Origin of the sequence: Streptomyces sp. NPDC029216 (assembly GCF_040648015.1) — a bacterium.
Taxonomy (GTDB): domain Bacteria; phylum Actinomycetota; class Actinomycetes; order Streptomycetales; family Streptomycetaceae; genus Streptomyces.
This window is the reverse complement of the sequence record NZ_JBEZWL010000004.1, coordinates 89,891-106,310: the sequence shown is the minus strand read 5'-3', so window position 1 is coordinate 106,310 and position 16,420 is coordinate 89,891. Positions and strand designations below refer to the sequence as shown.

The following is a 16,420-nucleotide window of genomic DNA, read 5'->3' as shown; positions in this document are numbered from 1 at the left end:
GTGAGGACCGTCGCCGGTCCTTGATCCGTTCTTCGTGATACGACCGTACCACGTTGGTGGTACACCGGTACCATGAAGATGACGTCGAACGGATCGACCGGGGCGGAGGAGCCAGCACCATGCCGAAGCGCGTGGACCACGAGGAGCGGCGCAGCCAGATCGCCGAGGCCCTCGTCCGGGTCGCCGGACGGCGCGGACTGCACGCCGTCGGCATGCGGGACGTGGCCGCCGAGGCCGGGGTGTCGCTGCGGCTGGTGCAGTACTACTTCGAGACCAAGGAGAAGCTGCTCCTCTACGGGCTGCAGCACCTCACCGACCGGTTCACCGCCCGCGTCGGCGCCCGCCTCGCCGCCGCCGGCCCGGCCCCGGGCCCGCGCGCGACCGCCGAGGCGCTGCTCCTGGCCTCGCTGCCCACCGACGAGGAGAGCCGCACCTTCCACCTCCTCTACTCCTCGTACGCGATCCTCTCCGTGACCGACGAGGCGCTGGCCGCCCAGCCGTTCATCGCCAACCCGGACGCCGCCGAGGACGCCCTGGCCGGGCTGATCGCGGGGGCCCAGGAGGCGGGCCTGGCCGATCCCGGGGCGGACGCGCGGACGGAGGCCGTCAGCCTCCTCGCCATGGCGGCGACCCTGGGCACGAGCATCCTGGTGGGCCAGCGCGGCCCCGAGTCGGCCACCGCGATCCTGCGCCACCACCTGGACCGGATCTTCACGGTCCCGGCGGACACCCGCTAGCGGGACACGCTGCCCCGCGGCTTGCGCAGGGTCAGGATCACGGTGGAGATGCCGGCCGCCAGGGCCAGGATCCGGGGCATCGGCTGCATGTCGTGCGGGAGCGCTCCGATGGCGATGACGACGGCCAGGGTGAGGATCACGATCAGGGCGGCGGTGACGAGCGCACGGGGCTTCATGACGGGGCTCCTTGGGGGATCGGAAGAGGGGTCGCGGGCCGCGCGCCGGGGGAAGGCGCACGGCCCGCACGGGGGGGGGATCAGGCGCGGCTGAGGAGGCCCTCGTGCCACAGCCGGCGGACGACGTCCTCGGCGAGGGGGAGTTCGGCCGGGGTGAAACGGGGGCGCGACAGCAGCTCGGCCAGCACCGGGGCGGCCGCCTCGGGGAAGGTCAGCACCCGGTCCGCCAGGTGGAGGTGCAGGTGCCCGCCCTCCGCGACGGCCCGGACGACCGTCTCCCGGTGGACCTCGAACACGGTCTCCGGGGTGATCGCCTCGTCGGCGAGGACCGCCGAGACCTGGCGCAGCGGGGCCGGGAACTCGCGGACGGCCGCCTTGGCCAGGAGCGCGCCGAGCTCCTCGTCGGAGGTCGCCGCGAACCAGTCGGCCAGGCCCCGGCGCAGAGCGGCCGCCGCCTCGGCGGCCGTGGCCGGGTCGCGCACGAAGTCCGCGGGGAACGTCGTACGGCCGGGCACCTCCACGATGCGCGACAGCAGCTCGCCCACCGCCCAGTGCTCCGTCCACGCCGTGAGGCTCAGGGTGAGGTGCAGGGAGGAGACGCCCTCGCTGCGCGCCGAGTGCACCCACCCGCGCGGCAGCCACAGCACGTCACCGGGCTCCAGGGTCAGGACCTTCCACGGCTCCATCGCCTCCAGGCGCTCCGTCGTCCACTCCGGGCGCTCGCGCAGCCGGTCCCAGGACTCGTGGGCCAGGGGGGCCGGGAGGACCGGCTCGCGCAGGGTCCACACCTTGGTGCCCTCGACCTGCACGATGAAGGAGTCGCGCGGGTCGAAGTGGGCGGCGAAACCCTGGGACTTGGGCGGGGTGATGTACGCGTTGACGTGCACCGGACGCGAGGTGTCGTGGGCCAGCGCGCGGGTGAAGCGGGCGAGGGGCTCGCTGTACTCCTGGAGGCCCTGCATCACCAGGGAGGCGCCCTCGGCGAGCTCGCCGGCCGTCCTGCGCACGTCGGGGGCGTCCGCGTACATCAGCGTGGCGCGGGTGTAGCGCTGGTCGGCGATCTGGGAACCGCCGCTGATCACCCGGAAGTCGGGCAGGCGCCGGCCGGACGCCGCCAGGGAGGCGTCGAGGGCCTCCCAGCCGAAGAGGTCCGAGAAGTCACCCTCGGCGCGGAACACCACCGGCTCGGCCGGGGTGTCCGCGCGGAAGGCCTCCGGGTCGGCGGTGAGCCGGCCGAGCGCCGCGAAGGCGGGCCGGGAGAGGGCGAAGGGGGTGGTGGTGGTGGTCGTCGTCATGCCGTCCTCGCTGCGGTCGTCAGGGTGGCCGGGATCCCGGTGGTGGCGCCGGCCTGGCGGGCCAGGAGCAGGTAGCTGCGCAGTTCGTCGAGCGTGCCCAGGCCGAGCCGGTTGTGGAGCATGTGGACGTGGGAGAACACGATCCGCGCCGGATACGTGCCCTCCGCGCCGAGCTCGCCGCCGACGGCGTCCGAGAGCGCCGTCTGCCAGGCGCGCAGCGGACCGGGGGCGGTGGAGGCCCGGCCGATCAGGTCGTGGCCGTCGGCGGTGAGCCGGTCGGCCGCGAGGACGCACTCCGCCTCCAGCCCGCTCAGCACGTCCTGCGGGTATCCGGCCCGCAGCGCCCACTCGCTCCACGAGCCGGCCCCGAAGGTGCTGAAGGCGCCCGCTTCCAGCACGGAGGCCGCGACGGCGGTGGCCCGCAGCGCCAGTGCCGTACGCGCCCGGTCGGAGGGACGGGTGCGCAGGAAGGCCAGGCACAGCTCGCTGGAGGTGCCGAAGAGGTCCTCGGAGACGGAGATGAGGCCGGGGCCGCCGTACCGGTCGTACTCGGGGACGTACGGGGTCTCGTAGACCCCCGGCGCCAGCAGGTCCCGCTCCTCGACGGGGACCCCGCCCTCCCCCGCCTCGGACAGCCGCCGGGACTGCACGGCGAACCGGGCCGGGTCCAGCGCCTTCTCACCGGGCTGCAGGACGTTCGCGACGGCGAGCCGCTCCTCCAGTACGCGGGCCAGCGCGCCGGCGGCCGGCGCGGAAAGGTCGCGTGCGCGCAGGCGGACGTGCGGGCCGCCCTGCCAGTAGCGCATGAAGAACCAGCTGCCGGGTGGGAGTTCGGCCATCGCCGGGCCGACCACGTCGGTGACGACCCGGTCGCCCAGGGACCGCTCGGAGGCCGCCAGGTGCAGGTGCCAGGAGGTCCAGGTCCTCGTCATGTCACATCCTCAGATCCAGGGGGAGTCCGTTGAAGCGGGGTGTGCCGCTGATGACGGACAGCAGGACGGTCTCGTCGGGCGCGAGCCCCAGCGGACGCTGAACGGCGAGCCCGTCGAAGGCGCGCGCCGGGCGGGCGTAGAGCCCGTGGGCGGCAGCGTTCAGGCACAGGCCCTGGGTGATCCAGCCGGCCACGTACTGGGCCAGGGTCCAGGCGCCCGGCCCGAGTTCGGCGACCAGCGCGTGCTGGCGCACCGAGCAGAACCAGACGGCGGCGGCGTGCCGGACGTCGCAGCCGTTGCCGGGGGCCAGGTTGTAGCCGTAGTCCCGCTCCAGGGCCGCCAGGACCCCGGGGCCGGGGCGGTGCGGGCGGAGGCCGTCGCCGGTGAGGCGGTGGACGCCGTCCTCGAAGCCGTCGGTGGCCTGGACGGCCACGGTGACCTCGACGTGCTCCGCGACCCGGCGCAGCAGGTCGCCCGGCGGGGGGACGGCGGCCCAGGCGGCCGCCCCGGCCAGGGAGGCCTCCGGGACGCGGCGGAGGCGGCCCGCCATGCCGGTGAGGCCGCGGGGCATACGGCCGGAGCCGCGCTCCCAGAGGACCTCTGCCCAGGTCAGGTCGCGGGCGGGGGCGTCGCGCGGGATCGCCGGGCCGAGGGGGGCCGGGCCGGTGTCACCCAGGGTGGCCTGGGTGCGGTTGACGGCCAGGATCTCGTCGAGGGAGGGGTCGGCGGGGGCCGCCGCCGTTTCGGGGGCCCCGCCCCCGTGCCCCCGCGCCTCAAACGCCGGCGGGGCTGGGTTTTGCTCGGCCAAGTCGATCGTCAGCGGCCAGCTCCATTCGCCGTCGGCGAGGCCCAGGGACGTCAGGGCCTCGCCCGACGTGGGAAGGGTGAGCCGGCCCTCCAGGCCGAAGAGGTCCAGGCCCACCGCCAGCGAGCGCAGCGAGATGCCCAGTTCCAGCTCGGTGAGGGTGCCGCGCAGGGGGCCGTAGAAGGCCGGGAGGCGGGTGTAGCGGCCGGCCAGGAGGATGCGCCGGGCCTCGTCCCGGGCGGCGCCCGGGAGTTCCGCCAGTGCGTGCCGGTGCACGTCGAGGACCCGGGCGGGGCCCTCGCCGGTGAGGAAGGCGTGCACCGGGAAGAGGCTGCGTACGGAGGGCAGGGAACGGTGCTCGAAGTACGGATTGGTCAGCTCGCCCCGCTGCAGCCCGAACGCCGTGAGCAGCGCCCGCTCGGCCGGCCGGTCCGCCCCCGCGATCCGCCCCGCCGGGAACGCGGCGCGCTCCAGGAGCTCGGTGGTGCCGTACGGCAGCGTGGCGGCGGCCGCCCCGGCCGCCCCGTCGGGGAGCGGCCCGGAGGCCTCGGCGACCTGGGCCGGGGTGGGGAACTGTGAGCGGCCGGTGCCCTGCGCGTGGGCGTAGCGCAGCACGCGGCGGGACAGGGTGTCCGTCGTCATGGGGTGCGGCCTCTCAGGGGAAGGGGTGGGGGTCGTACGGGGCGTTGCGGTGCTCCTGCGGGGTGCCGCGCAGCGCGGCCGTGAGCCGGGGCAGGCCGGCGAGGCGCTGCTGGCTGTGGCCGAAGCACATCGGGAGGATCCCGGGCACGACCGCCTTGGCCACGGCCAGGCCGAGGTCGGTGTGGTCGCGGGTGGACTGGTCGACCAGCACGATCCGGTCCAGGCCCGCGTCCGCGAACCGGGCCCGTACGAAGTCCAGCGCGCCCCGTACGGTGCCGCCGGCGGCCCGCAGCAGGCGGTCCGGCCAGTCGGGGAAGGCCTCCTGGAGCGTGACCCGGGGGCCGCCGAGGACGGCGGTGACCCGGGGCAGGGTCTCGGGCCGGTTGTACAGGTCGACGTGGTCCTCCAGCAGGTCGACCTGCCAGGGGTCGGCGACCATCGCCGCGCCCGCCTCGGGGTCGGCCGGGGGCCGGGTGCACATCTGGGTGAGCTCCCAGAGCGCGGCGCGCACGGCGGACTCCGGGTCGGCGCCCGAGCCGGCGGCGGACCAGCTGGCGGGGTGGCCGCCGGTCCGGTTGACGGCCATCGCCCACACCAGGGGGATGTCGATGTCCTGGGTGGCGACGAGCAGGTGGGCGTCGTAGCCGTGGATGTCGATGGTGTCGAGGAGCCGGCGCGAGACCGGGTCGTCCAGGCTCGCCGGGTCGATGGCGGGCAGCGGCTGTGCGCGGTGCCAGGACAGCAGGAACGCGTCCCGCTCGGCGAGTTCGAGGAGGGAGTGCAGGGCCGCCTCGGTGAGCCCGGAGCCGAGGGCGCAGCCGCTGGAGGAGTCCGGGAAGTGGCTGCGGCGGCGGTCGGCGTGCTGGTCGCGGCGGGCGCCGTGACGGTCGTGGCGGTGCAGGTACTCGTAGCGGTAGAAGCCGATCTCGGCGGGGACGAGGAGCGGTTCGCCCGTGTCGAGGTCGTGGCCCCACACCCAGTCCATGGGGGTGTCGGGCGTGCTCGGGATGACGCGGGAGAGGGGGTGGGCGAGCTGCTCCTCGGTGTAGGTGCCGAGGGTGACCGGGTCGAGGGCGCGGTCGGCGACGTCCCGGTAGGAGAGGCCGGTGAGGACCTGCCCGTGGTGCGGGAAGCTGCCCATGCGCTCGTACGCCTCCAGGACCGCGACGGACTCGGCGCGGTCGAAGGTGAGGGCCCGGCCGTAGCCGTGGGCGGGTGACTCGGGCAGCACCGCGTTGCTCATCGCGTACGGGGCGTCGAGGTCGCGCATGACCTGGAGGACCGGGCCGAAGCGCGCGTCGACCAGGCGCCGGCGCAGCGCGCCCGGCGCGAGCAGGGCGTCGCCGCCGGTGCCGCGCACCGGGTCGTCGGGGGAGGCGGCGGGGTCGTCGAGGACCAGCCGGGGCGGCCGGGCCGCCGGGTCGGGGGCGGTGGCGGGCTCCGCGCAGACGGCGCAGTTGAAGGTGCGCACGATCCGGTGGCGGGAGACGCCGGAGCCGCTCACCGCGAGCAGCTCGCCGGGGGCGAGGGGGTGCTCGGTGAGGGTGTCCAGGGCGGCGATGAGCGCTTCGGCGAGGAAGGGCTGCGCCGGCCGGGCGGCGCGGACGGGGTGGTCGAGGCGGTCCGCCAGCGGGTGGTCGACGGCGATGCGGGCCCGCGTCTCGGCGCAGCCGGGGCAGCCGGAGTCGGTGCCGGGCGCCCAGAGGGGGCCGACCTGGGCCTCGCTCCCGACGAACCGCACCGACAGGTAGGCCCGGCCCTCCTCGCGGGCGGCGCGGTACAGGGCCCGCTCGCGTTCGAGGTCCCACTCGGTGTACAGCCCGACGGCCCCTTCGGGCAGCCCGACCGCACGGGCGTACCGGCGCAGGATCCCGTCCAGCCCGGCGAGCCCGGCCGGGCCGGGGAGCCCGGCCAGGTCGGCGAGGTCTGCGAGGTCGGCCGGGGCCGTCGAGGTGAGGGTCGTCGTCATGCCAGGGCCTCCTTCGGGAGGGCCTCGGCTACGGAGTCGGTGGCCGGGCGGGCCGTCACGGTGCCGAACCACAGCGGGGTCTCGCCCAGGACCGGGTCGGCGGCGCGCTGCCCGGACGGGGTGGTCCACAGCCGGGTCTGCTCGGCCAGGGCGGCCAGTTCGGCGGACCCGGCGTGCAGCAGGGCGGTGGTGTCGGGGCCGGCGGTCACGAGCTCGCGGCCGCGGATGCGCCGGGTCTGGACGCGGGTCAGGGCGGTGCTGAGGGCGGCGACGGCCGCGCTGGCGCGGTCGGGGCCCCAGGCGGAGGCGACGTCCCGGCCGGTGGCGCGGTCGTGGACCACGGCCAGCGGCCAGTCCACACCCGGCACCCGGAGCAGGCTCAGCCCGACCGTGACGAACTCGTGGTCCTCCAGGGTGCGCCAGAGCACCTGGGCGGCCTTGTCCAGGTCGGCGAAGTCCGGGGCGTCCCCGGCGGGTTCGGCCCGCTCGGCGAGCAGCCGCAGGGTGCCGTCGAGCAGCCAGCGCTCCTCGGTGGTGCCGGCGGCGGCCACGGCGTCCGGGCCGGGGTGCTGCTGGGCCCGCAGGGCGGCGAGGGCGACGGCCACCGAGGAGGAGCGCTGGTTGCCGCCCCACGCGGCGACGGAGCCGGCGGTGCCGTCCCGGTGCTCGGCCTCGGCGACGCCCAGCGGCAGCTGCGGCAGGTTCTCGGGGGTGACCAGCGCGAACGGGCCGGTCCACGGCGCGGCGACGGCCTGGACGTGGGCCACGGCCTCGTCGAGGTCGCCACCCCGGTCGAGGCCGGGTTCAGCCGCGGCGCCGGCGTCGGCCGCGGAGGCGTCGGCGGCGTCCGGGGACGGGAGGTCGATGCGGGTGGCGTTGAGTTCGGCGCCGTGGACCACGTACGCCGTCCCGCCCGGGGTGCCGGCGGTGCCGGTCAGTACCCGGTACGCCAGCTGTCCGGCGAGGGCGCCGGCCAGCGCGCCGGCCGCCGCGCCCAGGGGGGCGGCGTCGGCCCAGTGGGCGACCCGGGCGGCCACCGCCGCGCGGTGCCCGGGGGCGCCGCCGGCCTGCGGGCCGACCAGGTGGAAGCGCTCGTCCTGCCGTACGGGGACGATCGCGCAGCCCTCCGGCAGCAGCGCGGCCTGCCGGGCCACGGCCGCGTCGAGCAGCTCGCCCGGGGCGAAGACGATCGCCGCGTCGGCGTCCGCCACGCCCACGCCCTCCGGCGTCAGCGGCAGCAGCTCGGCGCCCAGCCGCCCGGCGGTGTCGGCGACGGCGGGCGCGTCCGGGCCCGGCACGGCCAGCACCAGGCGGCCGACGCCGGTCCGGGCGAGCCCGCGGGCGGCGGGCAGCACGAACCCGGCGGGGCCGGAGACCAGCACGGTGGCGGCGCGCAGCCGCTCGAACGCCGCGTACGGGTCCTCGTGCAGGGTCTCCAGGTCCGCGAGGACGTCGCGGTAGCGCTCGCGGGTGCCGGCGTCCGGCTCCGGGACGCTGAGCGCGTCCGGGTCCAGGAGCAGGCCCTGCCGGCTGAAGGTGTTCAGCAGCGTGGTCACCACGGGCCGGGCGGCCTCGTTGCCGAGGGCGGCGACGAGGGAGTCCTCGGTCGCGCCGTCCTCCAGCAGCGGGACGCACACGTCGGCGACCTTGAACAGTGCCGCCGGGCCCCGCACCACGAACGAGGTCCCCTCGGCTCCGAAGTAGACGCCGTCCCGCACCGGTGCGTAGTGCAGGGCCGGGCGCAGTCTCATCCGCATGATCGCTCTCCCTGGTCCTTGAAGTGCCGGTGCCGTTCGGGTGCCGGGTCGTCGGTGGGCCCGTCGCCGGGCCGGGTGTAGGTGAACCGTCCGCCGGACGGCCTGCTGATCTCGACCGCCCACTCGTAGGCGTGCGGTGACGCGCCCGCGGCGGGCAGGGCCTCCTCCACGAAGCCGCTGCCGTCGCGGTCGAGGAAGCGCGGCAGCACGCGGCCGAGCAGGGCGCTGTCGAGGTCGACGTACTGCGGTTTGCGCTGCTTGGCGGTGGAACGGGCGCCGGTGTCGCCGCCGGAGGGGGCGCCCATGGCGGGGGTGGGCTTGAGGACGACCTCGGCCGGTACCCCGTGGCGGGCGCGCCAGCGGGCCAGCGCCAGCAGCCGGTCGGCCTCGCCGGGCCCCTGCTTGACGGCCTGCTCGAAGTCCTCGCCCGGGTACCAACGGCGGCGCTGGAGGACGACGGAGCCGGCGAGCAGCCGGGGCGTGCTCGGCTCGGTGGGCACCCCGCCGGGGCCGGGGCCGCCGAGGCCGCCGGGCATGCCCAGGTCGGGCAGCAGCCGTCCGCCCATGACCAGCCAGTTGGCCAGGCGCAGCGGGGGCGGCAGGATCTCGGGGTGTCCGGTGCCGAGGGTGAGGACGTGCAGCCTGCGGCCGTCCTCGTCGGCCACGTACAGCTCGTCGAGGTCCGGGTCGTGGACGAGCCGCAGCCCGTACCAGTCGTCGGCGCCGAGCCCCCGGTCGAGGACGGGCGCGTGGGCGTTGACGCTGACCCCGTGCAGTCCGCGGTCCTCGACGAGGACGGTGCCGTGGGCGCCGTGCCGCTCCTGGAGGCGGCGGCGCAGCCGGGACAGGGCCTGACCGCCGAGCTCGGCGTCGTGGCCGAGGAAGCGGCCGTAGAGCATGCCGTGGCCGGGGTACGAGTCGTTGACCACCAGCCGGTCGCCGGCGGGCTGGACCAGGACGCTGTAGGCGATGGCGTCCCGGCGGAACCGCTCGGGCAGCGGCGCGGCGAGCTCCGCCAGCCATGCGGGGTCCCACACCACTTCGGTGTCACCGCGCCGGCCGGCGAGGTCTGCGCGGAGTTCGCCGAGCAGCCGGGTGCGCAGCACGCGCAGCGCGGCGAGACCGTCGCTGCCCGACACCACCCGCTCGTTGACCGCGCGCACCAGGTGGCGGGCGTGGTCGGTGAGGCGTACGGAGGCACCGCGGCCGTGACGCTCGACGAACACGTCGGTGAGCACGGCGCGGATGTCGTGGAGCCGGTCGAAGGCGGACAGGAACTCCATGGCGTGCGCGAGGTCGCGCAGCTGCCGGTCGAGGCCTCGGGTGTCGACCTCGGCGGGGGCGAGGAGGTAGTTCTCGGAGACGGTGAGCACGGCCGGGCGGCGGGCCTGCTCGGTCAGCGCCGAGGTGAGGGCGCCGATGCCGCGCAGGGCCTCGCCGCGTTCGGCGTGCCCGGTGCCGGCGAGTCCGGCCACGGCGTCCCGCAGGGCGGTGTGGGGGGCTGCGGCCAGCGGGTCGTCGGCGCAGTCCTCCGGTCCGTCCGTCGTGCACAGCAGTCCGGCGTTCAGGGAGCCCAGGACGATGCCGGTGGCCTGCTCCGGGGTGGTGCCGAGGGCACGGGCGACGTCGCCGGCGATCGCGCCGACGGTTCGGGGGCCCATGTCCGTGGCGTCGAGGAGCCGGCGCAGGGGGTCGGTGAGGGCGGTCGACAGCAGCCGGCTGCTGTCGTCGCCGAGCTTCACGAAGGAGATCCGGTCCGGTCCGGGGCCCGGGGAGAGGCTGGGCGACTGCCGTACCCAGGTGCCGGGGCCCGGCGGGGCCGCCGGGTCGCCGCTGCGGGCGGCGTAGCCGAGCATCGCCTGGTCGAGGTGCGGGAAGGACCGGGCGCCGGTGAAGGACACCTCGTCGGGGCGGGCGCCGTCCGGTGAGGGGACGGCCAGCCCGACCGCCGTGAAGCGGGCGAGCGGGCTGGTGCGCATCATGGCCCGGGTCACGTACTGGAGCAGCCCGCGCTCGGACTTGGCGGCCCGGGACAGGGTGCCCTCGCGGTAGCGGACGGCCGCCCGGTGGACCTCGGGGGCCAGCAGCGCCAGCGAGCGCAGCAGGTCCTCGTCCCCGAGGAGTCCGGAGAGGGTGCCGCGCTCGCGGGCCAGCGCCCGGGGGTGTTCCTCGGCCGCCTCGGCGAGGAGGCCGTCGCGCAGGACGCGCAGCTCCAGCCAGGCGAGGAACTCGGCCGGGGCCGGGTCCGGCGGGGTGGCCGGGACCCGGTCGTTGTGCACGGCCCGGCGTACGGCGACCAGTGCGGCCCGCTCGTCGGCGGGGGCCGCGCCGATCCGCTCGTACAGGGCGTCGGTGCAGGCGGTGGCCCGCACGGCCAGCTCGGCCTCGACGCGGGCCAGTTCGCCGAGGACGCCGGCGAGGGCCGGGTCGGCGAGGCGGGTGCGGCGCAGGGGGTTGACGCGCAGCATCCAGACGGGCTCGGTCCGCTCCACCGGGGGCTGCCCCGGGGCGTGTGCGGAGGCGCTCACCGGGGTGTCCGCCCCGGCGGTGGCCTCCGCTGCGGTGTGCCCGCCGGCGGCCGCGGGGGCGCTCACCGGGGGGATCTCCCCGGCGGTGGCCCCGGCAGCGGCGTGCCCCTCGGCGGTCCCGGGGGCGCTCACCGGGGTGTTCTCCCCGGCGGTGGCCCCGAGGATGGGCGGGCGGTCGTCCGTGAGGGTCACCGGAAGTCCTTCCGGATCCGGTGCGTGCGCGCGGCGACGCACAGCAGCAGGCCGCCGACGACCCAGGCGCCGAGCACCAGGGCGACCCGGCCGAGTTCCCAGCTGTGCGCGGGCTCCAGCGCGGCCATGTCGTCGGGCAGCAGCGCCGCCCGCATGCCCTGGGCCATCCACTTCAGCGGGAAGAGGGCTCCGATGCGCTGCACGGTGTCGGGCAGGCCGGCGAAGGAGTAGTAGACCCCGGAGACGAACTGGAGCAGCACGAACGGGAACTGGACGGCCGCGGTGATCGTCCGCCGGTCGGTGATCAGGGAGCCCACGGCGATGCCCAGCAGGGCCGTGGCGGCGGAACCGAGGAGGAACACCCAGGCCAGGGTGGCCCAGCGGCCGGCGGTGGTGGGCAGCTGGAAGTCGAACACGGCCACGGCCAGGGCCAGGACGGCGACGGACTGGAGCAGGGCCAGGACGAGCACCAGGACGGTCTTGGCGAGGAAGTAGCCGCCCGTCGCGAACGGGGTGCCGCGCAGCCGCTTCAGCGAGCCGTCGCCGCTCTCCAGGGCGATACCTGTGGCCAGGACGCCGAACGCGGCGGACATGACGCCCGAGGCGAGGACGCCGGCCACGACCACGTCGTGCATGGAGACGGTGTGGTCGCCGGCCTTCATCGTGAAGATCGAGCCGAAGAGCAGCATCAGGACCACGGGCAGCGCCATGTTCATGGCCACGGCGGTGCGGTTGCGGAAGAAGACCCGCAGTTCGGCGCGGGCGCGCAGGACGCCGGTGCGGAAGACGCCCGGCAGCGGGCCGCGGGCGGCGACGGCACCGATCGGGGCCTTCGCGGAGCCCTGGGCCGGGGCCGTGCCGGCGGCGGCGGGGGCCGCGGCCGGGGCGGCGGCCCGGAGGGTCGTGGTGGGCGTCATCGGGTCCTGCTCCTTCCGTGCGTGTCGTCGTCGGCGCGGTGGCGGCCGGCGTCCTCGATCAGCCGCAGGTAGCGGCTCTCCAGGGAGGGGCGGCGGATCTCCAGTCCGGGGACGTCCGTGCCCAGCCGGGCGCGCAGGTCCTCCAGGACGGGTCCGACCTCGGCGGTGGTGACGGTGCGGGTGCGGCCGTCCTCGCGCCAGGACACCTCGGTCCCGGCGTCGCCGCCGCCCAGTTCGGCGGGCGGCGCGACCTCCCGTACGCGGCCGCCGGCGAGGACCGCCACGCGGTCCGCGAGCCGTTCGGCCTCGTCGAGGTAGTGGGTGGTGAGCAGCACGGTGGTGCCCTCGTCGCGGAGCCGCTCGATCATGCTCCAGCAGTCGCGGCGGGCCTGCGGGTCCAGCCCGGTGGTCGGCTCGTCGAGGAAGAGCAGTTCGGGGCGGCCCACGACCGCGAGGGCCAGGTCCAGGCGGCGGCGCTGGCCGCCGGAGAGGGAGCCCAGGACGGCCTGGGGCCGGTCGGCGAGGTCCACGAGCTCCAGCGCGTCCCGGACGGGGAGCGGGTCGGAGTAGCACAGGCCGATCTGCTCGACGAGTTCGCCGACCCGCCAGCCCTCGTGGTCGGTGCCGCTCTGCTGGACGATGCCGATGCGGTTGCGCCAGGCGCGTCCGGCCTGGCCGGGGTCCTCGCCGAGGACGGTGACGGAGCCGCCGGAGCGGTGCCGGAAGCCCTCCAGGATCTCGATGGTGGTCGTCTTGCCGGCGCCGTTGGGGCCGAGCACGCCGAACACCTCGCCGCGGCGCACCTCCAGGTCCACGGACTCCACGGCGACGTGGGCGCCGTACGCCTTGTGCAGGCCGGAGGTGCGGATGGCGAAGTCCGCGTCGTCCGCGGTCCTCCCCGTCCGGGTGTCGGTGTCGGTCTCGGTCTCGGTGCCGGGCCAGCTGAGCGCGCTCACGCCGCCTTCCTCTCCGCTGCACGCCGCAGCCGCTCGCGCCAGCCCTCCCCGTACACCTCGTCGACCGTCTCGGCGATGGCGAAGCACAGGTAGTAGCGCTGGACGGGTGTCACGCCGAGCAGGGGGAGCCGGCTGTAGAACAGGTTGATGAGGAGCCGGTACGAGGCGAACCAGGACGGGGTCCGGTCCGAGACCCGGCTCTCGGCGAAGGTCGCGTGGAACTCGCTGCGGCCCTCGCTCACGGGTCCGCGGTGTCCGGGCGGGGCCGTGGCCGCGCGGTCCGTGACGGGGGCCAGCCCGTCGAGCAGCTCGGCGCTGAGGTCGCCGCGGGCCGCCGCGGTGTCGAAGACGCCCATGCCGTACGCGAACGCCGCCCGGAACTCGGCGGCTTCGGAGCTTTCGGCACCGTCCCGGGCCCGCTCGACCACCGCGCGCAGCATGGGCGCGTCGGCTTCGCGCCTGCGGGCGAAGGACGGGCGCGGGTCCTTGACGGAGCTCGCCCAGTGCAGGAAGGCCTCGGCGTGCGAGCGCAGCGAGAACACCCCGTAGGCGGGGCCGCCCGGGTGGGCCGTGCACAGGGCGGTGAACGCCTCGGCGAGGGCCGTCACGGGAACGCCTGCGTCCCGGCCGGCGGCGAGGTCCATCAGCCGGGCCAGGGGGGTGAACATGCGGGTCAGTGCCAGGTCGCGGGGGGCTTCGAGGGCTTCGGGCCAGGTGATGCCGGCGGGCCGGTCGAAGAACTCGACGGTGCCGCGCGGGTGCAGCGGCAGGTACGGGGGCTCCACCCGCTCCAGGCGGCCCAGTTCACGGGCCTGGGCGAGGTACTGCTCCCCCGTCATGAGTTCGGGGAGTTCCTCCAGCCGCCAGTCGATGGAGCCGGCGATGTCCTGCCACGGGATTCCGTCCGGGCCGCGGGCGATGAGCTCGACGTGCGGGCCGTGCTTCCAGCCACGGGCCAGATAGGCCACGGTGGCGTTGTGCTCGATGCGCAGGGATCGCACCACGGGTGCCATCACCTGCGAAATCCATGCGGGTCCGATCGGTGATTGCGCATGAAAGCGCATACCGATCGTGCGCTCGTTCGGGGCGCCTTCCATGAGGGTCACCTCTCGTTCAGCGGAGCGCCTCGCGAGGGGCTCCGGGGTGCTGGATCCGCTTCAGCAGCAGGACGAGGCGGACGACGACGAGCAGCAGAGCCAGTCGCCCCGGGAGCCGCCCATTTCGGGGAGGGCGACACCGTCGACCACGTCGAGTACCTCAAGGTCCTCCAGCTCGAAGGAAGCGAAGTCCTCGGCGCTCAGCTTGTCCATGCGAATTTCCCTTTCTCTGATTTCACGGGGGGGCGGGGCAGGCGCCCGCCCACCGTCTTGCGACGGAGGGCGGGGCGCCTTGCTCAGACGTGCCTTCGGCGTTCTGCCGTCGTCAGCTCAGCAGCAGGACGAGGAGGACGACGAGGAGCAGCACAGCCAGTCACCGCTGGAGGCGCCGACCTCGGGGAGGGCCGCACCCTCGGCGACGTCCAGGACCTCGATCTCGTCCAGCTCGAAGGAAGCGAAGTCCTCGGTGCCCAGGTTCTTGTCCATGTGAATTCCCTTTCAGGTTTTCCGTTTGCCTGGCCGGTTGGCCTGACGAGAAGAATCATTGCTCGCTCGAATCGGCTTCCGGAAGACCTTGAGGACTTCCCCTGACACAGGTAATGACCCCCCGTTACATTCGTCATGCGGGCCCTTTACGTGTACGCGCGCACGATTCCCCTCATGGTGGTGCGGGCGGCCGGGATGACAAATGTCACGACCTCGCGTGACCGGTGTCAGCGCCACTCCGGAAAACCTTGTCCGGGCCCCCTCCGCCGGTCGAGCATGCGAGGGACCCGTCTTCGCAGGGAACGAGAATGGCGTGACCGGACGATCCACTACGCAGGGGCACTACGTCTCCCGGATGCTCGACGTACTCGCCCGGGCCCCACGGCAGACCCGCATCCGAGGACGGGCCGGCTCCCTCGACGGGGCCGCGCTCGTCCGCTCCGTGCACCGGGCCCACGACGCGCTCCGCGCGGCCGGTGCCGGGCCGGGCACCACGGTGGGGATCCTCACCGGGGCCAACCACCCGCTGACCTTCACCGCGCGGTACGCGGCCCATCTCCTGGGCGCGGGCGTGATGTACGTACGGTCGGTGAACCCCGGCTCGGACCTGCCGCTGCCGGCCGCCGAACAGGCCGCGCTCCTCGCGGAATGCGGGGTCTCCGTCCTGGTGACGGATGCGGCCCACGCCGAGCGCGGGGCCGAACTCGCCCGTCTGCTCCCGCAGTCGCCGTCCGTCGCGGTGCTCGACACCGCCACCGGCACCGGCACCGAGGACGACCAGGAACTGCCGGCCCCGCCGGCGCCGCAGGTCCCCGACTGCGCGGTGATCACCTACACCAGCGGCAGCAGCGGCCGCCCCAAGGGCGTGCGGCAGTCCTTCGCCGCCTGGAACCGGCTCGTGCTCCTCGACGCCGCCACCCTCGCGGGGCGGCCCCAGGAGCGGATGCTGATCGTCACCCCGACCAGCCACACCGTCGCCGTCATGGCCGACGTGGTCCTCGCCTCCGGCGGCTCCCTCGTCGTCCACGACCGCTTCGACGCCGCCGAGGTGCTCACCGCCCTGGCCGTCGAGCGGATCACCCGCGTCTACCTGACCGTCCCGCAGCTGTACCGGCTGCTGGACCACCCGGACACGCCCGGCACCGACCTGTCCGCGCTGCGCCAGCTCATCTACAGCGGCTGCGTGGCCTCCCCGGCCCGACTGGCCTCCGCCGTACGGCTCTTCGGCCCGCGCCTCGTGCAGTGCTACGGCTCCACCGAGGCGGGCCGGATCACCCTGCTGGACCAGCTCGACCACTTCGAAACGGAGCTCCTGCCCAGCGTGGGCCGGCCGTTCCCGGGGGTCGAGGTCCGCGTCTGCGACCCCGACACGGGCCGCGAGGTCCCGCCCGGCGCCGCCGGCGAGGTCCAGGTGCGCTCCCCGTACGCGATGACCGGCTACCAGGGCCTGCCCGCCGAGAGCGCCGCCGTCCTGCTGCCGGACGGCTGGCTGCGGACCGGCGACCTCGGGCACTGGGACGCGTACGGCTGCCTGCACCTCGTCGACCGCATCGGGCGCGTCGTCAAGGCGGGCGGGGTCAAGGTCCGTCCCGCCGAGGTGGAACGCGCCCTGCTGACCCACTCCTCCGTCGCCGACTGCGCGGTGTTCGGGATGCCCGACCCGGTCACCGGTGAGGCCGTGCACGCCGCCGTGGTGCTGCGCGTCCCCTGCGAGCCGGACGAGCTGCGCCGGCACGTCGCCGAAGAACTCTCCGCCGCCCACGCACCCGCGCGGATCGTGCGGTGGCCCGAACTCCCCCTGACCGAATCCGGAAAACCCGACCACGGGCGCCTGCGGGGCGCGGCGGTCTCCGGCGCGGCCTCGAACTGACGAAGAAAGCGAGCTGACATCGTGACGACTTCCACCACCCCGGCCCCCCAGGCGTCCCCCC

Annotated in this window: 14 protein-coding genes; 2 read left to right on the top strand and 12 right to left on the bottom strand. The window is 75.4% G+C overall.

Annotation, left to right across the window (positions count from 1 at the left end):
• Positions 1-119 precede the first annotated feature (119 nt).
• Complete coding sequence (locus AB0F18_RS03005; RefSeq protein ID WP_362054258.1) at positions 120-737, top strand: TetR family transcriptional regulator; 618 nt, start codon at positions 120-122, stop codon at positions 735-737.
• Here AB0F18_RS03005 and AB0F18_RS03000 read toward each other — a convergent pair.
• From AB0F18_RS03000 to AB0F18_RS02945, 12 genes are all read right to left on the bottom strand, one after another.
• On the bottom strand, positions 734-913 hold the full coding sequence (locus tag AB0F18_RS03000) for a hypothetical protein (RefSeq protein WP_362054255.1): 180 nt from the start codon (positions 911-913) through the stop codon (positions 734-736). The two genes, AB0F18_RS03005 and AB0F18_RS03000, sit on opposite strands and share 4 nt — an antisense overlap.
• An 80-nt stretch (positions 914-993) precedes the next feature.
• Complete coding sequence (locus AB0F18_RS02995; protein WP_362054252.1) at positions 994-2,208, bottom strand: cupin domain-containing protein; 1,215 nt, start codon at positions 2,206-2,208, stop codon at positions 994-996.
• Entirely contained in the window at positions 2,205-3,140 is a 936-nt protein-coding gene (locus AB0F18_RS02990; protein ID WP_362054249.1) for a thiopeptide-type bacteriocin biosynthesis protein, read from the bottom strand. The genes AB0F18_RS02995 and AB0F18_RS02990 overlap by 4 nt, the downstream gene beginning before the upstream one ends.
• A 1-nt stretch (position 3,141) precedes the next feature.
• Positions 3,142-4,587: a hypothetical protein gene (locus tag AB0F18_RS02985; RefSeq protein WP_362054246.1), complete on the bottom strand. Its 1,446-nt coding sequence runs from the start codon at positions 4,585-4,587 to the stop codon at positions 3,142-3,144.
• Between the two features lie 13 nt (positions 4,588-4,600).
• Positions 4,601-6,556 (bottom strand): TOMM precursor leader peptide-binding protein, encoded by a 1,956-nt coding sequence (locus AB0F18_RS02980; protein ID WP_362054243.1) that lies wholly within the window; start codon positions 6,554-6,556, stop codon positions 4,601-4,603.
• Complete coding sequence (locus tag AB0F18_RS02975; RefSeq protein WP_362054240.1) at positions 6,553-8,313, bottom strand: hypothetical protein; 1,761 nt, start codon at positions 8,311-8,313, stop codon at positions 6,553-6,555. The genes AB0F18_RS02980 and AB0F18_RS02975 overlap by 4 nt, the downstream gene beginning before the upstream one ends.
• The gene (locus AB0F18_RS02970; RefSeq protein WP_362054237.1) at positions 8,304-11,033 is read right to left on the bottom strand and encodes a hypothetical protein; all 2,730 of its coding nucleotides are present in this window, start codon (positions 11,031-11,033) and stop codon (positions 8,304-8,306) included. Before AB0F18_RS02970 ends, AB0F18_RS02975 begins: the two co-directional genes overlap by 10 nt.
• Positions 11,030-11,950, bottom strand: coding sequence for an ABC transporter permease (locus AB0F18_RS02965; RefSeq protein ID WP_362054234.1), 921 nt, complete (start codon positions 11,948-11,950; stop codon positions 11,030-11,032). Before AB0F18_RS02965 ends, AB0F18_RS02970 begins: the two co-directional genes overlap by 4 nt.
• Complete coding sequence (locus AB0F18_RS02960; RefSeq protein WP_362054231.1) at positions 11,947-12,906, bottom strand: ABC transporter ATP-binding protein; 960 nt, start codon at positions 12,904-12,906, stop codon at positions 11,947-11,949. The genes AB0F18_RS02965 and AB0F18_RS02960 overlap by 4 nt, the downstream gene beginning before the upstream one ends.
• Positions 12,903-13,910 (bottom strand): hypothetical protein, encoded by a 1,008-nt coding sequence (locus AB0F18_RS02955; RefSeq protein ID WP_362054229.1) that lies wholly within the window; start codon positions 13,908-13,910, stop codon positions 12,903-12,905. Before AB0F18_RS02955 ends, AB0F18_RS02960 begins: the two co-directional genes overlap by 4 nt.
• Positions 13,911-14,063: 153 nt before the next feature.
• Positions 14,064-14,216 (bottom strand): thiazolylpeptide-type bacteriocin, encoded by a 153-nt coding sequence (locus tag AB0F18_RS02950; RefSeq protein ID WP_362054226.1) that lies wholly within the window; start codon positions 14,214-14,216, stop codon positions 14,064-14,066.
• 117 nt (positions 14,217-14,333) lie between these two features.
• Positions 14,334-14,489, bottom strand: coding sequence for a thiazolylpeptide-type bacteriocin (locus AB0F18_RS02945; protein WP_362054223.1), 156 nt, complete (start codon positions 14,487-14,489; stop codon positions 14,334-14,336).
• Between the two features lie 313 nt (positions 14,490-14,802).
• Between AB0F18_RS02945 and AB0F18_RS02940 the strand changes: the two genes are divergently transcribed.
• A complete protein-coding gene (locus tag AB0F18_RS02940; protein ID WP_362054220.1) occupies positions 14,803-16,359 on the top strand; it encodes a fatty acid--CoA ligase family protein in 1,557 nt (518 codons plus the stop codon).
• Positions 16,360-16,420 lie beyond the last annotated feature (61 nt).

What these genes read in the sequence shown, in the direction of transcription:
- AB0F18_RS02945 (WP_362054223.1), bottom strand. Translation starts at nt 14,489, where the DNA reads ATGGACAAGAACCTGGGCACCGAGGACTTCGCTTCCTTCGAGCTGGAC.
- AB0F18_RS03000 (WP_362054255.1), bottom strand. Translation starts at nt 913, where the DNA reads ATGAAGCCCCGTGCGCTCGTCACCGCCGCCCTGATCGTGATCCTCACC.
- AB0F18_RS02990 (WP_362054249.1), bottom strand. Translation starts at nt 3,140, where the DNA reads ATGACGAGGACCTGGACCTCCTGGCACCTGCACCTGGCGGCCTCCGAG.
- AB0F18_RS02950 (WP_362054226.1), bottom strand. Translation starts at nt 14,216, where the DNA reads ATGGACAAGCTGAGCGCCGAGGACTTCGCTTCCTTCGAGCTGGAGGAC.
- AB0F18_RS02985 (WP_362054246.1), bottom strand. Translation starts at nt 4,587, where the DNA reads ATGACGACGGACACCCTGTCCCGCCGCGTGCTGCGCTACGCCCACGCG.
- AB0F18_RS03005 (WP_362054258.1), top strand. Translation starts at nt 120, where the DNA reads ATGCCGAAGCGCGTGGACCACGAGGAGCGGCGCAGCCAGATCGCCGAG.
- AB0F18_RS02965 (WP_362054234.1), bottom strand. Translation starts at nt 11,950, where the DNA reads ATGACGCCCACCACGACCCTCCGGGCCGCCGCCCCGGCCGCGGCCCCC.
- AB0F18_RS02980 (WP_362054243.1), bottom strand. Translation starts at nt 6,556, where the DNA reads ATGACGACGACCCTCACCTCGACGGCCCCGGCCGACCTCGCAGACCTC.
- AB0F18_RS02975 (WP_362054240.1), bottom strand. Translation starts at nt 8,313, where the DNA reads ATGCGGATGAGACTGCGCCCGGCCCTGCACTACGCACCGGTGCGGGAC.
- AB0F18_RS02995 (WP_362054252.1), bottom strand. Translation starts at nt 2,208, where the DNA reads ATGACGACGACCACCACCACCACCCCCTTCGCCCTCTCCCGGCCCGCC.